Here is a 17,376-nt window from a genome sequence, read left to right as displayed (position 1 = left end):
AGAGGGCTGTGGCTGAGGCTAGGAGAATGGGGGTACCGTTGAGTAATGTTGATGGTAAGCTTAGGAGGATTAGGCGTAGGAGGGAGTTTCTTAGGAAACTTTTAAGGGAGATTAGGGATAAGGGTGCTTAATTCTCCTTACCTAACTCAATCATTGAGCATTCATAAGGTACCACTAGCCTTAATCCTTCTAGTTCACTTATAATCGGGTTAACAGTGTAAAAGTGGGTGAGTATTAATTGCCTAACCCCCGCTTCCCTAGCAGTCTCAATGGCATCCTTAACAGTACTGTGCCCATGCCTATGCGCCTCCTCCTCAAAGCCTGGATTTCCACTTGCCTCATGAATTAATGCATCACAGCCTTTAGCTAGCTCAATAAGTGACCGTGAGGGTGCTGTATCACCACTATACGTTATGCATGAGCCATCTGAATCAGTTATCTTAATTGCCATAGTGTCTACAGTGTGGTTAACCTTAACAGCGTGAATCTTGATTTCTTTCAACTCCATTATCAAAGATGGTTCACTCGGCACATCAACAGGTATTGGGTTAAGCGCATTGGCGTATTGTTGAATATGAGTAGCTTTAATTAAGCTTACTAAGTCATCTATAACGTACCTTGGAGCTATAACACTGAGTTTAAGGCCTCTCGAACCAGCCATCAGTATGTATGAGGGTAAGCCGAGTACGTGGTCACCATGCCCATGAGTCACAATAACTGCATCTATTAAATCAACATCAAGGTTTAGGCACCTCCTCAACTGCTTATACGACCCCTCCCCAGCATCAAGAAGCACTCTAGTCCCCTTAGTCTCAACTAGTATTGAGGGGTGGTTCAGCCAAGGCATTGAAACCCAACCACCAACACCCAGGAAGTTAACCCTCATTAACGCACTAATGCCCTTAACTTAATTAACCTTACGGTTCAGTTCATTGTCGAATGCTTTAAAATGCGGCTTACGCGTAAGCCCACTATGGTTACTAGGGATTTTAACACTGCATTAATCAGCATGTTGAAGGGCCTTGAGGAGATTGAGGATAAGTTAGCTGAGCTTTACGGCGAATTAAGTGAATCAACCAGTGATGAGTTAAGCAGGATTAGCCTACAATTGATAAGTAGGGACTCAGCTAAGCATAGAGACATATTGAAGGGTATTGAGGGATCAATGCTCAGTGACCTTAAGAGTTCACTGAGTAGTGATGGTATTGCAGCTATGAATAGGGAGTTGGAAAACAGGATTAGTAAGGTAAGGGAATACGCGGCAATTGTTAAGAGGGGTGTGGCTAAGGATTTGGCTAATAGGTTAATGGAGCTTGAGGAGTATGAGTCAATTGCATTAAGCATGTATGAGTACGTGTTAAGCGGATATGAGTCAGCATCATTAAGGGTATTAACGAGTGGGGAGAGGTCTAGAATAGAGGTGATTAAGTCAATAGTAAGGAGCATTATTGATGATGAGAGGTTCCATAAGGAACTCGTAAGTAAACTAGTTGATTTAACCCATTGATTCGTAGACTCTCCTCTTCTCAATATACTCAGCAACATCATAAATACGCCTTGCTGGGGCACCAGCCACAACAGTTCCAGGCTTAACGTCCCTGGTGACTATTGATCCAGCGGCAACCACAGCCCCCTCCCCAATCTCTACACCGGCTATTAAGGTGGCATTAGCACCAATAACAGCCCCCCTTCTAATAACCACGCCCTGGAGTCTCTTACTGGGTGGGTACTTATCATTGGTTATCACTGCGTTCGGCCCTATGAAAACATCATCCTCTATTACGGTGCCTATCGGTATGTATACCATGCTTTGGACACTCACATTCTTACCTATCTTAACGTTACCATCAATAACCGTTAATGTACCTAACCTAGTCCCCTCCCCAATCACCGTATTCTCCCTAATCAACACGTTATGCCCAGTCTCAACATTATTACCTACCTCAACATGCTCATAAATAACCGTACCCCTCCTTATCACGCACCCTTCCCCAATCCTGGCGCCATCACTAACTGAGTCAAGGTCATTAATACGCTTAATGGCCTTAATCTTCCGCCTAATGGGGTAACCCACAGTCACATAATCATCAATGAAACTCCCTCCACCAATCACCGATGGCCCCAATATCACTGAGTTTAAGCCAATTACTGCTTCACCCACCTTTGCCCTACTTGATATGAAGCCCATTAATGAGGTGAATCCTTAAGGCTTATAACTATTACCTAAGATTAATTGAAATTCAAGGGAATTTAATTCAACAATCAATACCTCTCCCCTTAAGTTCATTAACTATCTTTAACCCTAATCTAGCAGTATCCCTATACTCACCATTGCCTATTATCCTCTTAATTACGTTTACATCAATAATGCCGTACTGGTGTATTACAAGATTCCTGAACCTAACTATTGAGCGATACTTGGAGAATTCCCCCTCACTCAGTATGCCTATCATCGTCAGTTTACTGCCTGCGTCCACGTAACCCTCAACCTCGAGCCCCAATGCTGCGGCAGCCTTAACTACAATATCTATGAGGGCTTGAGCCTGGGATTGAAGAAGGTACACTGCTGAGTAATATTTATACGGGTCATTAAGATCATTAATGTTTAAGCCATCCAATAGTGAGGTGTAGTTAAGCATTAGCTTAAGTAAACGATCTATTGCCCCCACTTCCCCATCACCGCATTTACCTGAGTCTCCAGTAGGTTAAGCTTCTCAGAGTCAATGATGAAGTCTAGGCATGGCTTCAGTATCCTCACCCTTAACTCCAGGTACTCATCCATATCCCTATAATAAATTGCCTTCCCCTTACCAAGAATATCAACCACCAGTGAGCAGGGTAAATACTCGTAATTATTCAACACCACTAAGTCAATATTGTAGTCATGGGTATTTAAGAACTTAGCTAATGCATACTGCAGGTCAATATCCCTCTCAGTATCCTTAAGCCAAACAGCAATATCCCAATCACCCTTAATCACCCTACCGCTAACCCTAGACCCGAATAATAATGCAAAATAAACACCGTAGTCCCCCCAGGGGAATGCCCTCAGGGAATTAACGTAATCAGTAATACTCATGGTTAATACTTCAGTGGGCTGATTTTTAAATGGTTCCCATCATTAGCCATGGTGAATTAGGAATTTGCTAGTTATCGTGTTTAATCATTAAATTCACCAAAGGGTTAACTCAAATGAGGTTTCAATATGGAACCCCTTTTCAATGCAGGGGAGGTCATAAAGTTTAATAAGTGAGTTTAGGTTTGAGGGCATGGAGCCTGAGGATGCTGTTAAGATGCTTGAGGAGGGTAAGGTTAAGATGCATGAGCTTGAGGGCCTGCTCAAGGACCCTAACGCAGCCACTAGGGCTAGGAGACTGTTCCTTGAGAGGAGGCTTGGCGTTAAACTTAATGCCATAGGCTCAACGGTAATTGACTTTAACCAGGTTTATGGAAGGAATACTGAGAACACCATTGGGGCTGTTCAAGTACCATTGGGTGTGGCTGGTCCACTCCTGGTTAAGGGGGTTTACGCTGATGGCCTATACTACGTACCCTTAGCCACAACGGAGGGTGCCTTAGTGGCTTCAGTGAATAGGGGGGCTAAGGTTATTACTGAGAATGGTGGTGCTAGGAGTATTGTCGTTAAGGATGGTATGGCTAGAGCCCCCTTGTTTAAGTTACCTACCGCTACTGATGCAGTGAACTTCATTAATTGGGTTAACGCTAACATTAGTAAGATTAAGGAGATTGCAGAGTCTGGTAGTAGGCACTTGAGACTTAGGGAGATTCAACCATTCGTAGCCGGTAATAATGCCTGGCTTAGGTTGGTCTTCAGTACCGGGGATGCCATGGGCATGAACATGGTTACCATAGCCTCCGAGAGGATTGCCCAGTGGATTGAGGTTAATTACCCTAAGGCTAGGTTAGTAACCGTTAGTGGTAATATGTGTGTTGATAAGAAGCCTAATGCGGTTAACCTCCTACTAGGTAGGGGGAAGACAGTTATCAGTGAAACTGTAATATCGAGGAGTTACCTGGTGAATCGCTTTAACGTGACCCCAGAGGAGGTTGTTGATGTTAATGTTAGGAAAAACCTGCTAGGCTCAGCCTACGCTCACTCCTACGGCTTTAACGCGCATTTCGCAAACATAGTGGCTGCAGTATTCATAGCCACTGGTCAGGACGTGGCTCAGGTTGTTGAGTCAAGCATGGGTATGACTTGGGCTGAGGTTAATAATGATGGTGACTTATACGTGTCAGTAACCTTACCAAGCCTAGAGGTGGGTACTGTTGGTGGTGGTACTGGTTTACCAACCCAGAGGGAGGCATTGCAAATGCTTGGGGTTCAGGGTGGTGGTGATCCACCTGGCTCTAATGCGTTGAAGCTTGCTGAAATAATTGCCGCAACTGTACTTGCTGGTGAACTCAACCTGCTCATTGCACAGCACAGGAGGGAGTTGGGTAAGGCTCATGAGAGGCTTGGTAGGGCTGGGCGTACTTAATGCGGTTATGTTAATTTAGCTAGCGTAGTGCTTTATGTATTTTAGTAATACTAGTGTGTTCTACTATTAATGTGGTGTAGTAAAATTTAATTGCATGCCCCAGTAACCCTGCTAATGGATTGGAGAAGGGGGCCTATGCCGCATGATTTCATAGGCTGGTTTTGGAGGAGAAGGGGTGCGTTGAGGGATATTGTATTGTATATACTTGCCTTTAAGGGTGAGTTAACGGGTGCTCAGATAATTGATGAGATTGAAAGGTGGAGTTTCGGTTTCTGGAGACCATCACCAGGATCAATATACCCACTCCTAGATGACCTAGAGGAGGAGGGTCTAGTCAAGATATCTAGAGTCGACGGCGTTAAGAAGTACTACTCCCTCACCGAGGAGGGGAGGAGGGCTATTGGGTTAATGGGAGGCATTAATCCGCCACCCCCACCACCCTCGCCTTTCAGTATTGATGAATTCATATCCGCGGCCAGATACATAATTGATAATTGGGATAAGATACCCCAGGAGGATAAGGAAAAAATAAGAAAGATTTTAAATGATTTAATCAAGGCTGTTGGCTAATTCACCATGGCCAATAAGGTGGCGCTCCACGCCTCCTACCCCAAGGTCCAGGCCACCAGGGTCCAGGCCCTGGGCCTCTCCAACCCCATGGTCCCCATGGCCAGGGTGCGGTTACCATGTTCTTACCCAGTTCAGTTAACTCTAGGTACTCTTCCCCACCTTCAGTAACCCTCCTAACTAGTCCAAATGCCAGCAGGTCACTTATTGCGAAGTCAAGTGCTGAACCATACAGTGGTGCGACTTGCCTTAACTCACTTATCCTTCTTCTTCCCTTACTTAACTCCTGCAGTATCGTCCACTCACCTATTGCTATTACGCGACCTAACGTTTCTGGTCACCGATAACACTACCGATATCGGAATTTATAAGTCTTTCGCACCGGTTAAGTAAGGAAGCAACATATAAAAGATCCTTGCATTAGGCTAAATAGGCATGTACACTATTGACCTCTTTAACAGTAGAGCCAACGAATATGACTCATGGTACAGTAAGCACCCATTGTTAGCTAAGTCAGAGGAGGACACTATTAATGCCCTTGGGTTAAATGGCATAGGTCTCGATGTTGGTGCAGGCAGCGGCTTCTTCACTAGGCTTATTAACGCTATTGCCCTTGAACCATCATTGGCAATGATTAAGCTTGCTAAGGATAGGACCTGGGCTGTTGTCTCAGGAGTTGGGGAATTAATACCGATTCGTGACTCATCAATGGACTACGTACTAATAGTGGTTACGCTATGCTTCGCTAAGGATCCTGAAGCTGTCTTGAGGGAAGGCGCTAGGGTGCTTAAGGATAATGGTAGATTGATTGCCTGCATAGTGCCCCTTGAGAGTTCATGGGGGATGCAGTATAGTGAACTTGGATCAAGGGGGCATCCATATTACTCTAGGGCCAGGTTCCTCACCGTCAAGTGGGTTACAGAGACACTTAAAGGACTTGGGTTAAAGGTAACATCATATGTGGCCACCCTTAGTAAAGGTGTAGGAGAATATTATGAGGCACCCAACTTTACTGATTACACTAACGCAGGTAAATACGGCTTCGTATGCATTAATGCTGTTAAGTAGGTTTAAGCACCCCTCTAGCTAATGTATTAACGACCATGCAGGCTTACGTAATAGGCTTTAGGGTGCAGCTTATAAAGGGACTTCAGGCATTAGGCATTGTGAACGAAATTAATCTAATTCCAGTGAACTCAACCGGGACTTGGACTTACGAATGCGGCAAGGACTACACAGCCTATGTTGGTTTATTGGGGTTACAGGGCAATTACTGGAATGCTGAATGTAGCGGAACCAGTGGTACTGTTGACATGAGCATTAATGGAGGATTACGTACAATTGTTAATCTAACCAAGGCTAAGATGAAGAACCCTAACCTAGGCGTGTTAGGTTATCCAGAGACTATATATGGTTACAAGCCTTTTGGGCGGGTTAGAACAGCGATTAATCAGAAGTTACCATTACCGCTTACTACTGGTGATCTACCGAATGCTTGGATTAACTTAGAATATGAGGTTGTTAACCATGGTTCATTAAGGATGAACTTCTCCTTCGACTTATGGCTAACAAGAGGTAGTGACCAAGCAGGAATATTCAGGGGTGACTTAGAGTTCATGATTTGGCTCTACCATTTCAACCTGAGACCTGCTGGGTTACCTGAAGGTACTATTGAGGCCCCAATACTAGTTAATAATGCTGCTGAGAATGCTAAGTGGGAGGTTTGGTTTGGTGATACTGGGCAATGGAATATACTAACCCTCAGGTTAGCTAACCCACTTAAGGCAGCCTCAGTTTCACTGCCATTAAGGGGATTCATTGAGAAAGCATTAAGTATAGTTAGCGGAAAGTTAATCAACATCAATAGCTACTACCTGAATGGCCTTGAGGTTGGGACTGAGTATGGGCCTGTTAAGAATGGTGAGGCTGTTCAACTAGAGTGGATTATCCATAAGTACACTATTAAGCTATAGACAGAGACTCCATGTTTAGTAATCATCCTTCCAATGACTGCTCAGCCATCGTAGTACTTTTGGTTCACTGCAGTTACACTCTAAGTTACATAGTGATTGTAAGTTTATTCACTAATCTTCTCTGGCTTTCAGCTTGAGGAAACGGTAAATAAGCGTGAGGATAATGAAGATGGCTAAAAGTACCCGCATATACGTGGAAGTAGTAGACCTGGAGCCTTAATACTTTAAAATAGATCAACGAGTAACTGAGTTAATGAATATCTCATTCCCTAAATCCTTCAAGTTCGGTTGGTCTCAGGCAGGATTCCAGTCAGAGATGGGTACTCCTGGTAGTGAGGATCCTAACACTGACTGGTACGTGTGGGTTCATGATCCTGAGAACATTGCGTCAGGGCTAGTTAGTGGTGACTTACCTGAGTATGGGCCGGGCTACTGGGGGCTCTACAGGGTGTTTCACGATAATGCTGTTAAAATGGGGCTTGATGCGGCTAGGATTGGTGTTGAGTGGTCTAGGATATTCCCTAAGCCAATGCCTGATCCCCCTCAGGGTAATGTGGAGGTTAAGGGTAACGATGTGTTAATGGTTCATGTTGATGAAGGTGACCTCAAGAGGCTTGATGAAGCAGCTAACCAGGAGGCTGTGAGGCATTATAGGGAAATGTTCAGTGACCTTAAGGCTAAGGGGATATACTTCATACTGAACTTCTATCATTGGCCACTGCCCCTTTGGGTTCATGACCCAATCAGGATTAGGAGGGGTGATTTAAGCGGCCCCACTGGCTGGCTTGATGTTAAGACAGTGATTAATTTTGCCAGGTTTGCGGCTTACGTTGCCTGGAAGTTCGATGATCTTGCTGACGAGTACTCAACAATGAATGAACCCAATGTTGTTCACAGTAACGGCTACATGTGGGTTAAGTCAGGTTTCCCACCAAGTTACCTTAACCTTGAGTTTTCAAGGAGAGCCATGGTTAATTTAATACAGGCCCACGCCAGAGCCTATGATGCCGTTAAGGCTATTTCCAAGAAGCCCATTGGCATAATATACGCTAACTCATCCTTCACACCGCTAACGGATAGGGACGCTAAGGCCGTTGAGTTGGCTGAGTATGATTCAAGGTGGATCTTCTTCGATGCAATAATTAAGGGTGAGCTTATGGGGAATGTTAGGGATGACTTAAAGGGTAGGTTGGATTGGATAGGTGTTAATTATTACTCTAGGACAGTGGTTAAGCTTATTGGTGAGAAATCCTACGTAGGCATACCTGGATATGGGTATAGTTGCGAGAGAAATTCAGTTAGCCCTGATGGTAGGCCATGCAGTGATACTGGTTGGGAATTCTATCCCGAGGGCCTCTATGATGTAATAATGAAGTACTGGAACCGCTACCACCTACCAATATACGTTACCGAGAATGGCATAGCCGACTCAGCGGACTACCAGAGGCCATATTACTTGGTTAGTCACATTTACCAAGTGTATAGGGCTATTCAAGATGGGGCTAACGTTAAGGGTTACCTACACTGGTCACTGACTGATAACTATGAGTGGGCTTCAGGCTTCAGCATGAGGTTTGGTCTACTCCACGTAGACTACACCACCAAGAAGCAGTACTGGAGACCATCAGCATACGTATACAGGGAGATCGCTAAGTCTAAGTCAATACCCGAAGAAATAATGCACCTAAATTCAATACCACCAATTAAACCATTAAGGAGATGAAATACTGCTTATTTCTTAACTTTATCTCCCCACCCTGAATAGGTAAGGTTCCCTTGAAGTATATTGCCTTATTTCTGAGTAACTAATCTTACACACTTGGTGATGGGTCACGGGGTCTCAATTCTCGTTAAGTTATCTCTTCCCATGCATCAATAAACTTCAAGTACCAGTTTTCATATTCTTCTGGAGTTACTACATGTATCTCGAAGGGATCCCATGCGTTTACTGCCTTATGCAGCTTTACCGATATTCTACTTCTATCCCATTCATCTTTAACATTAGGGACTATTACCAATACATCCACATCACTGTCTAACCTATAATCACCTCTAGCCACAGAGCCAAAAAGTACCACCCTACATTCTGATGACACTTCGTTCACACATACTTTCTTCATTACCTTTAAGTATTGCCTTGCGTTTTTCAGCATGCTCATCCTCTTCTCCCACTCTTCTTTAAAGTAGTCTAAGCTCATTTAATACCACCTTCACAAGTCTTAAAGTAGCTATTACAGAGTTCTTACTGTATTCAAACGGTAAATAACTGGCGCCAATATATGCCTGTTGAATTAAGTCTAATATACTAGCTTCACTATCAAGTAATTCTCTTAATCTATCGTTGTTTGTTATCCTTACTAAGTCGTCAAGGAGTTTAATAACATTGTGCGTCCTCTCATAGGTACCGGTCCTCTCATACAAAGCATATTTCAAAGCCAACTGTAACGCTTGCTCTAAGTGAAACATAGCTAAGTTATATTCACCTTCATTTAAGTCTCTTTCCGCCTCCTTCAAAAAGCTTAATGAGTTCTTCCTTAAAAACGACATATACGTTAATTTGGTGTTGAGGTAAAAAGGTTTCTGAAAGCATTAATGGACTAGTGAATGTAGCAGTTTAATATGCAACTAATGGTTCCATCAGATATCTTCATAACTAAACTATTCCTCGCAGGGGTCAACATTGAGAAGTGGGATTAATGATTCATTAAACTGATCCCAGGATACTAATAATAACCGTGGAAATATCTTGGGTTATATAACCTTAAGGGGCAAGTAAGTTAAGCGCCTAGTGTTTCCTGTCTTGCTTTAAAGTAGAGGATATTATCCTTCAGTGACTCTAGGTTCTCGAGGAAGCTTGGTAATTGATGTGAGGCGATTATGGGTACATTGCCGTATGATTGCAGTTGAGGTGCCTTAAGGGTTACGATTAATGGATATATTGATGCTTCACTTATCGTTAATTTAACTTTCCTAGTAAACTTACTCCAATTATCCGCGAGTGCCTTAACCTTATTAATATGCTTGCTTACAATGGTCTCTAACTCACTGTTACTTATGCTTAACCAATGCTTAGCCTCAACAACAATCACAATACTACCCCTGTACCCTATTATGTCGAACTCACCCCTTACGTTACCCATCGTTAACCTAACCCCCCTCAGGGTTTCGTAGCCTTCCTGCCTCATTATGAATGATATGAATTCCTCAAATTCACTCCAGGATAAGTCATTAATGTGGCTGATAATTGATTCACTACCCATCATTATGAGTAGTTGAAGCCTAGGTACAGTGACTCTGAGGTACCTGTCATTAACCCTACTCACCACACCCTCTTCAATCAGTTTATCAAGTGCCTTAGTGTAGTCACCATGCATTATGACCTTCAGTGAGTTGAGGGAAAAGATCCTATTACCCTCTGAGGTCAGCATGAATATTGACTCAATAACCTTAAGTGTGGTCTCCCTTGCAGTACTCATTTCCTTCCCTTCCTACTGCTTGCCCCTACTTAAGAGTGTTGTTTCCCTCATCGCCTTAATTTCCCTTTCAAGATCATTTAACCTACTGCTGAGCATTATTGATAATTCAGTTATTGTTATTGACAACTCCTCAAGCCTACTCTGGTAGTTGGCGAGTAGGTTTCTTAAATTATTCACGACATCAAATATCATAGATCTTGCGTCACTTAGTTCACCCATTGTTTTATTTAATTGATTAAGCATATCGTTGAGTTGATCCCTAACCTTACCAAGTTGATCCCTATAATTCAGTAGGGTTGTCTCTATGTAGGCTATTTCCCTCAATACGCTCCCCATATCAGACTGACCCCTACCTCCACTTAACGTATTAGCAATTGCATCAATCCTCTGCGCTAATTCCCCATACCTCTTATCAAGATCCTTCACTGTGCTTGCTAATGAACTAATAGTGCTCCTTAATTCATTAAGCTCCTCATCAAGCTTATTAATTAACTCGTACACGTAGTCTGAGGTATACTCGGTTGCCACAGGTACAGAGGCTTCGGTATATTAAATGTTTTTAGTTTAATTAACCATTCACTTAACCTTAACTTCAACTGTGCGTCCACTATAGTTAACTGAGTAATCCGGCTTTGAAGGTAATACACCGGTGCCGTGGCCCTCTGAAACAATTACAACATTGAACTGAATGCCGCTGATGCTACTGCAGTAACTACCTGATGCATCACCTATGATTAACTTACCCTCACTGCTGAGCCACCTTAATGGGATTATGCAGTACTCACCCTTCTCGTAATTGTACGACTCCCCATCATCGAAGTAAAGCCTGAACTCTGAGTCGCCCCCATCGTAAACCCTGATTTCAATAGGGTTCTCCTGTTCGCTGGAATTGGACTTAACAGGACCAAGGGGTAGTATTGAACCAGCCTTAACGTGGAGCGGTATCCTATCTAGTGGCGCATCAACGTCAATGTATGAGCCACCTGCATACCTCCTCCCAGTCCAGAAGTCGAACCATTGCCCCCTTCCAGGTAGGTAGACTCTACGTTTCTTAGTAGGTACGGTTACTGGGCTTACCATTATGAATGGGCCAAACATGTATTGGTCACCTATGTTGAGTACTTCATCATCCTGGAAATCCATTACAAGGGGCCTCATCATTGTGTAATCCCCTTCAGTAACCATCCAGGCCACTGAGTATATGTAGGGGAGTAGCCTATACCTGAATTCAATATACTGCTTAAGTATACTGTATATGGGTTCAGGGAACATCCATGGTTCCTTAGCGTACCAGGTTCCATGAACCCTCATTACTGGGCAGAATGTGCTCCACTGGAACCACCTGGTGAAAACCTCACCATAGGCTAGTGTTGCTGGGTCACCACTGAAGAAGCCGCCTGTGTCGGTGGTCCAGTAGGGTATACCGGATATGCTGAAGTTCAGGCCTGCTGGTATTTGCCCAGCTAGGACACCCCAGTCATGGTGCACATCACCAGACCAGGTTATTGCTGAGTGCCTCTGCTGACCCAGGAAGGCTGACCTTGTCAATATGACTACACGCCTATTCATACTTCCCCTCTGTCCCTCGTAAACAGCCTTAGTATGCATTAGTGGGTATGCGTTAAGGTACATTGAGCCCCTACCCATTGCTGTGGTGGAGTCGTGAAGACCCGTGTAGAAGGACCATGTACCCCTGTCTGATGACGTATCCCTAGGCCTATCTAGTTCAGGTTCAGAGGCATCTAGCCACCACCCATCTATACCCACCTTGGCGAAGTTTTCAGCTATAAGTCTCCAATACTCTCTCCTAGCCTCCTCGTTGAATGGGTCATAATTCAGTGAGCCAGGTATTAGGTAACCCTTATCCTTAAATGCCTTGTACACTTCAGTCTTTTGACCGAAGATGGGCCAAATTGATATGACAATCCTAGTACCTAAACCATGAACCTCCTTAGCCATTTCAGTGGGATTCGGGTAATTCTCCTCATCAAACCTCATGGCGTTCCAACCATACTTACCCCAGTAGAACCAGTCCTGGACAATAACATCAATGGGAATTCCCCTCCTTCTAAACTCCTTAACAATGCTGATTACCTCATCCTGGGTTCTATACCTCTCCCTCGATTGCCAATACCCGAAGGCCCACTTAGGTAACATGGGGGCCTTACCTGTAAGTCTCCTGTAGCCTGAAACCACATTATCAATGCTTGGCCCCAGTATGAAGTAGTAGTCCACTGCATCCACGTCCTCTGACCAATACTCTATCCTGGATTCATCGCTTGTTAATTCACCTACCCTTACCCTGGATAGGCTGTAGTGGTCCCACATTAAACCGTAGCCAACGTTAGATATTAGTATCGGTAATGCTGTTTCAGTGGGATTCCTTTGAAGTAGGTGAACCTCATGATTCCTATAGTTGAATAAGCCTTGGTGCTGCCCAAGCCCATAGAAACCCTTACCCTTAGCTATTATCACTTGGTTACTCCAAAGGCCACCTAACCCATTATCACCAACCTCCCTCCTAACCTCCCTAGCCATTAAGTTACCTTTACTATCCATGAATGAGATTGAATAATCAGGGTTAACCTCAATAATTAATTCCCCAGTGCTTAACCGTAGGGTTCCATTACCCTCCTCAATACTTGGCTCAACGTATGAGCTACTAGTTACCACAAGGGATTTCCTTTCACCCTTAGTCATAGGGGCGTAGAGGACCCTAGCTACCTTAGCATCAGGAAAGGTGACCTCAAGCTTAAGTTCCCCAACAGTGAAGGATACACCACCCCTTACTTTACTGTAGGTTAAACCCATATTAACTTCTTGTTAATCCTGGTTTAAAGTATTAAGTTCATGCTTACTTAACACATAAGCTAGCTGCCCTTACTAGTTCCCCGTCATATTGCTTTCCCTGGATTAATGGTTACCTTTCACGAAGTAAGGATGTGTATGTCCCTATGAAGCTTAATACTGCCGCTATGGTGAATACTACCTTTAATCCATGGTGAATAAGCCATACACGGTGGTTGTTAATGGGATTTCAGTGAATAAGCATAATGCATTATATTTACTCTAGATACTTAGCTAGTATTGCGCTGGCTAAGGTTATGCTCATTAATTGTCCAGTAAACCTCATGGTACCTAATACACCTGACACTGCACCATATTTATCCCGCTTAATTGATCCCGTTACGGAGTTTGTGTTTGGTGTTGAGAAAAAGCCGAAGCCTAATACTGCTAAGGCTAGTAAATATTAATTGCGTTCCTTAGGTTAAGTATGAGAAGCATTATGAATGCTAAGCCTATAAGCCCCATGCCTAATGCAGTTACTTCCCTTGAACCATAAATATCAGAGAGCCTACCACTAATAGGTGAGAGTATAACCATGAATATTGGTTCAGGAATAAGTATTAAGCCCGTCTCGAAGAGCATATGACCTCCTCCCTGTCCTGGAGGGTGGGGTTTTTCTTTGGGCGATTTGTCGTCTTCATTCTCATTGCTTCATTGCTCTGCTCGTCCAGTGGTAGACCATAGGCTTGACCTTAAGCCCATTACCCTTATCCCGCACCACGGATAGTCCCCTATCCATGGATCCCAGGGACTCGGGATATGTATGCGGAACTACCTAGGACTTAAAAACCCAACCTGCCAACGAAAGTGTCTTCATGTATGCTTCTGCTTAATCCTTACCCCACGCCCCTTAGATGCTTCACACCTTAGACTCAAAATACGTTCATTATTACTCCATGCCCGCCTGCCTAAGTAGTACCCTTAAGACGCTCCTTCCTATCTTATCTCCTGTGAACTTGGCCTCGAAGTTGTTTAACTCTACCCAAGTCTTTAAGTCACCGTAGCCTAGCCTTCTTAAGGCTTCATTTACCTCATTCCTATAATCCTCAACGTTAACCATCTCCTCATCCATGAACATGGCCACCCAGGTATCCACCATTCGCTCCAGTTCCCTCAACGGATCTGGGTTATCGTCCACCCTCAGGTCCATGTACTTGCCAACCGCAAGTGGGTCGAACTCCCTCCCAGTTGAGACCACGGGCTTCTTGACTATGATGATTGCCGCACCTTGCCTACCCCTCCTATCACCACCCTTGGCCTCACCACTCTTAAGGGCCCTTAGAATCTTCTCGTAAATCCTCCCCCTACCCTCAGCTTCCCTCGCCATGGCCTCCAGGACTTCCTCACCAGCCAGTATATTACCCTGCACTGTGAAGCCATTACCCACTATATGGCCTGCATATGGGTAGCATTCCTTACCAGTGAAGGCCACTGCATTACCTCCAGAGTCTACTATACCCACCTGCCTCCTCTCCCTGAGGGGGTCGTTGGAGGTTAGGATCTCCAAGGTCTTGGCCGCATCGTACCTCTGGAGTAGTTCAAGGCCCCTAACACCATACTCCAGGTTAGCTAAGGCCTGTGTGGCTATTGCCCCAATCCCAGGCCTTAGCCATGGAACAAAGGCCCCGACGGCTAGAAACCTACTCGCGACCCCAATTCCCCAAGCCTCCTCATTTGGGTCGTAGATCACTATTGAGAATGTCATAGAATACACCCAATCAAGGAAAAATATAAAGGTTACATCAACTCCTCAGGTCGAATCCACGTTAATGAGATCCTTTAAAAGATTTCCATAAGATTTAAACTCCACGTCCACAGATGATGCATAATCATCACCCTATCATGCCGCTTCCTGATAGTGTAGCGTTAATGAAGATTGAGGCAAGGCTCAATGTCATAATGAGCATTGTGGATAATACATTCAATACCCCTAAAATAGCCAGGGGTATTCCCGTTGCATTATATAGCAATGCCAGTATTATATTGGATGGTATGGCCTTACTAAGTCTACCTCGTCTCTTAAGCATTAATAATACTTCATTAAGGTCATTGCTCAGTAATACAATATCAGCCGTGTTCTTAGAGACGCCAACACTGCTCCCCATGGCTATGGATACGTCGGACGACGCCATTGCCGCTGCATCATTAACCCCATCCCTAATCATTAAGATATTCCCATTCACCCATCTCCTTAATTCCATAATCACCCTCACCTTATCCTCGGGGTTAATTCAGCATAATACTCCCGAATACCTAGACTATCCGCCAGTGCCTTAACCCTATCCAACCTATCCCCACTAAGCATCACCGCACGAATACCAAGAAATAGACCTAGGAATTAATGTGTTAGCAAGCGTAATAACAAGTGATGGAACTTGGTTGCTCCACAAAGGCATTAGAGCTAAGGAGGACTACTTCTACTTCCAAAAGAGGATAGCGGAAATTCAGTCCTTGGCAGACAAAACTAAGAACCTTGGCGAGTATGAAGCTTGCGAAGAATTATTGAAAGAGAAAAGAAGACTGTTTAAGAAACCAACACGTAGGCTCCTCCACCTCTACAGAAACCTGCATCCCACTTGGTGAAGACATTACATGAACTAAGTACCTCAACAATCTATTTAGACTATCCTTATAACATTGCACAGGAAAAGGGAATTAAATTCATGGTTAACATGCGGTCTTACCGCAAGTTAATGGATGCCATAGAGTTAAAGGCACAGGAATACGGCATGAAGGTATACGAGGTTGCTGAGTACAACACCTCTAAGCTGTGTGCTTATCATGACGTCAAAGTAAGAAGGTACCCAAGAGGAGTCGTTAACTGTCCGTTAGGACATAAATTGCACAGCGACTTAAACGGTGCATTGAATATTCTGAAGAAAGCAACAAACGTAATGTCTTCAACAATTAAGAAACCTCTATCATTTGTTATAGACCATAACAGAGTAGCACTAGTCAAAGGGGTGTAACTCCCAGGACCCCAAGGAACCCCCACCCTCAAAAGGCGGGGAGGGGTCAGACATGAAAATACTTACCTAGTATTGGGATTATGAATGATAAAACAGTTGAATTAAAGGGTGCCTGAAACGCTGGTTATGATGTAGTAAAGAGTATGAGCTTCCTCATGGCCCCTACAGTCTCATAAAGATCACACGGGAGGCTTGTTTTTAAGCCAAGCATCAGTAGGTTCTTTTAAGGGTTATGATCACTTGGTTAAGTCTCATGGGTAAGTTTTAAAGGGCTTAACCTAGCCGCATGCCTAATGAGTAATAGTAATGCACTTAAGGTTGAGAAACTTGTGGTTAAGTATGGTGAAAAGGTTGCTGTTAAGGGCATAAGCTTCACGGTAAACAATGGTGAAGTCTACTGTCTCCTAGGTCCTAATGGAGCAGGTAAGACGTCTACAATTAAGGCTGTATTAGGTTTAGTTAAGTATGAGGGTTTAATAGACATACTTGGCCTTGGGCCCCCATTACCATCAGTTATGAATCACGTGGGGGTTGTTATGGAGACTCCAGCGGTCTTAGAGGCTTTAACGGTGGGTGAATTCGTAGAATTCCTCGGGTCAGTTAGGGGTACTTTTAATGCTAAGAGGGTTGAAACACTTCTAGAGGCCTTTGAACTAAAGGATTACGTGGATACTCCAATAGCTGCCTTGTCCGCGGGTAATAAGCAGAAGGTTGCCATAGTAGCGGCATTAATGCATGAACCAAGGCTCCTTCTCCTTGATGAACCATTCAATTTCCTCGACGTCAAATCCGTTAGGATACTTAAAGAAATAATGCAGAGGCATATTGAATCCGGCGGCTCAATACTATTCTCAACACACATAATGGAGGTTGCTGAGAGAGTATGCAGTAGAATAGGCATAATCAATGAAGGCGTACTAGTCACTGAGGGTACCCCAGCTAAAATTAAGGAAGAGGCTAATGCAGGTACACTGGAGGATGCGTTCCTGAAGGCAATCCACGCTGATGAGGAAATTAAAAGCATGCTGGAGGGCCTTTAACA

20 protein-coding genes and 1 pseudogene are annotated in these 17,376 nt (G+C 44.0%); 9 read left to right on the top strand and 12 right to left on the bottom strand.

Translation table 11 applies throughout. The annotated features are described in order from the left end of the window. Window positions 1–127: 127 nt before the first annotated feature. Window positions 128–886: an MBL fold metallo-hydrolase gene (locus Q0C29_RS05420; RefSeq protein WP_291999635.1), complete on the bottom strand. Its 759-nt coding sequence runs from the start codon at window positions 884–886 to the stop codon at window positions 128–130. A gap of 87 nt (window positions 887–973) precedes the next feature. On the opposite strand from Q0C29_RS05420, the gene Q0C29_RS05415 reads away from it, so the two are divergent. After that, on the top strand, window positions 974–1,507 hold the full coding sequence (locus Q0C29_RS05415; protein ID WP_291999634.1) for a hypothetical protein: 534 nt from the start codon (window positions 974–976) through the stop codon (window positions 1,505–1,507). On the opposite strand, the gene Q0C29_RS05410 is transcribed toward Q0C29_RS05415, so the two are convergent. From Q0C29_RS05410 to Q0C29_RS05400, 3 genes are all read right to left on the bottom strand, one after another. Next, entirely contained in the window at window positions 1,496–2,188 is a 693-nt protein-coding gene (locus Q0C29_RS05410; protein ID WP_291999633.1) for an acyltransferase, read from the bottom strand. The genes Q0C29_RS05415 and Q0C29_RS05410 overlap by 12 nt on opposite strands. Window positions 2,189–2,255: 67 nt before the next feature. Next, window positions 2,256–2,669: a HepT-like ribonuclease domain-containing protein gene (locus tag Q0C29_RS05405; RefSeq protein WP_291999632.1), complete on the bottom strand. Its 414-nt coding sequence runs from the start codon at window positions 2,667–2,669 to the stop codon at window positions 2,256–2,258. Next, the gene (locus tag Q0C29_RS05400; protein WP_291999631.1) at window positions 2,657–3,079 is read right to left on the bottom strand and encodes a nucleotidyltransferase domain-containing protein; all 423 of its coding nucleotides are present in this window, start codon (window positions 3,077–3,079) and stop codon (window positions 2,657–2,659) included. The genes Q0C29_RS05405 and Q0C29_RS05400 overlap by 13 nt, the downstream gene beginning before the upstream one ends. Window positions 3,080–3,269: 190 nt before the next feature. Between Q0C29_RS05400 and hmgA the strand changes: the two genes are divergently transcribed. The 5 genes from hmgA to bgaS all read left to right on the top strand — a co-directional run bounded on the left by hmgA (window position 3,270) and on the right by bgaS (window position 8,765). Then, window positions 3,270–4,502 (top strand): hydroxymethylglutaryl-CoA reductase (NADPH), encoded by a 1,233-nt coding sequence (hmgA, locus tag Q0C29_RS05395; protein ID WP_291999630.1) that lies wholly within the window; start codon window positions 3,270–3,272, stop codon window positions 4,500–4,502. A gap of 114 nt (window positions 4,503–4,616) precedes the next feature. Next, window positions 4,617–5,072 carry a PadR family transcriptional regulator gene (locus Q0C29_RS05390; protein WP_291999629.1) on the top strand — a complete coding sequence of 152 codons (456 nt, stop codon included), beginning with the start codon at window positions 4,617–4,619 and terminating at the stop codon, window positions 5,070–5,072. Window positions 5,073–5,504: 432 nt separating this feature from the next. Then, entirely contained in the window at window positions 5,505–6,137 is a 633-nt protein-coding gene (locus tag Q0C29_RS05385) for a class I SAM-dependent methyltransferase (protein WP_291999628.1), read from the top strand. A gap of 98 nt (window positions 6,138–6,235) precedes the next feature. Next, complete coding sequence (locus Q0C29_RS05380) at window positions 6,236–7,042, top strand: hypothetical protein (protein WP_291999627.1); 807 nt, start codon at window positions 6,236–6,238, stop codon at window positions 7,040–7,042. A gap of 253 nt (window positions 7,043–7,295) precedes the next feature. After that, a complete protein-coding gene (bgaS, locus tag Q0C29_RS05375) occupies window positions 7,296–8,765 on the top strand; it encodes a beta-galactosidase BgaS (RefSeq protein ID WP_291999626.1) in 1,470 nt (489 codons plus the stop codon). A 127-nt stretch (window positions 8,766–8,892) separates the two neighbouring features. On the opposite strand, the gene Q0C29_RS05370 is transcribed toward bgaS, so the two are convergent. The 5 genes from Q0C29_RS05370 to Q0C29_RS05350 all read right to left on the bottom strand — a co-directional run bounded on the left by Q0C29_RS05370 (window position 8,893) and on the right by Q0C29_RS05350 (window position 13,329). Beyond that, window positions 8,893–9,240 carry a nucleotidyltransferase domain-containing protein gene (locus Q0C29_RS05370; RefSeq protein ID WP_291999625.1) on the bottom strand — a complete coding sequence of 116 codons (348 nt, stop codon included), beginning with the start codon at window positions 9,238–9,240 and terminating at the stop codon, window positions 8,893–8,895. After that, complete coding sequence (locus tag Q0C29_RS05365) at window positions 9,221–9,589, bottom strand: HEPN domain-containing protein (RefSeq protein ID WP_291999624.1); 369 nt, start codon at window positions 9,587–9,589, stop codon at window positions 9,221–9,223. The genes Q0C29_RS05370 and Q0C29_RS05365 overlap by 20 nt, the downstream gene beginning before the upstream one ends. Before the next feature lie 230 nt (window positions 9,590–9,819). Beyond that, window positions 9,820–10,518 carry a restriction endonuclease gene (locus Q0C29_RS05360; protein ID WP_291999623.1) on the bottom strand — a complete coding sequence of 233 codons (699 nt, stop codon included), beginning with the start codon at window positions 10,516–10,518 and terminating at the stop codon, window positions 9,820–9,822. 12 nt (window positions 10,519–10,530) lie between these two features. Continuing rightward, a complete protein-coding gene (locus Q0C29_RS05355; RefSeq protein ID WP_291999622.1) occupies window positions 10,531–11,046 on the bottom strand; it encodes a hypothetical protein in 516 nt (171 codons plus the stop codon). A 48-nt stretch (window positions 11,047–11,094) separates the two neighbouring features. Then, window positions 11,095–13,329, bottom strand: coding sequence for a TIM-barrel domain-containing protein (locus Q0C29_RS05350; RefSeq protein ID WP_291999621.1), 2,235 nt, complete (start codon window positions 13,327–13,329; stop codon window positions 11,095–11,097). 242 nt (window positions 13,330–13,571) lie between these two features. Between Q0C29_RS05350 and Q0C29_RS05345 the strand changes: the two genes are divergently transcribed. Further along, window positions 13,572–13,772, top strand: a complete 201-nt coding sequence (locus Q0C29_RS05345) for a hypothetical protein (protein ID WP_291999620.1) — start codon at window positions 13,572–13,574, stop codon at window positions 13,770–13,772. Here Q0C29_RS05345 and Q0C29_RS05340 read toward each other — a convergent pair. From Q0C29_RS05340 to Q0C29_RS05330, 3 genes are all read right to left on the bottom strand, one after another. Further along, window positions 13,759–13,947, bottom strand: coding sequence for a hypothetical protein (locus tag Q0C29_RS05340; RefSeq protein WP_291999619.1), 189 nt, complete (start codon window positions 13,945–13,947; stop codon window positions 13,759–13,761). The two genes, Q0C29_RS05345 and Q0C29_RS05340, sit on opposite strands and share 14 nt — an antisense overlap. A 307-nt stretch (window positions 13,948–14,254) precedes the next feature. Next, entirely contained in the window at window positions 14,255–15,070 is an 816-nt protein-coding gene (locus Q0C29_RS05335) for a DUF1028 domain-containing protein (RefSeq protein ID WP_291999618.1), read from the bottom strand. A gap of 127 nt (window positions 15,071–15,197) precedes the next feature. After that, on the bottom strand, window positions 15,198–15,566 hold the full coding sequence (locus Q0C29_RS05330; protein WP_291999617.1) for a hypothetical protein: 369 nt from the start codon (window positions 15,564–15,566) through the stop codon (window positions 15,198–15,200). Between the two features lie 124 nt (window positions 15,567–15,690). Between Q0C29_RS05330 and Q0C29_RS10850 the strand changes: the two are divergent. Both Q0C29_RS10850 and Q0C29_RS05315 read left to right on the top strand, forming a co-directional pair. Then, window positions 15,691–16,334, top strand: a pseudogene (locus Q0C29_RS10850) (transposase); the annotation flags it as partial. A 293-nt stretch (window positions 16,335–16,627) separates the two neighbouring features. Next, a complete protein-coding gene (locus Q0C29_RS05315; RefSeq protein WP_291999614.1) occupies window positions 16,628–17,374 on the top strand; it encodes an ABC transporter ATP-binding protein in 747 nt (248 codons plus the stop codon). The last annotated feature ends 2 nt before the right edge of the window (window positions 17,375–17,376 follow it).

The sequence above is a fragment of the Caldivirga sp. genome (genome assembly GCF_023256255.1).
Taxonomy (GTDB): Archaea; Thermoproteota; Thermoprotei; order Thermoproteales; family Thermocladiaceae; genus Caldivirga.
The sequence above is the reverse complement of the archived record's forward strand: the minus strand, read 5'-3'. Positions and strand labels throughout refer to the sequence as shown.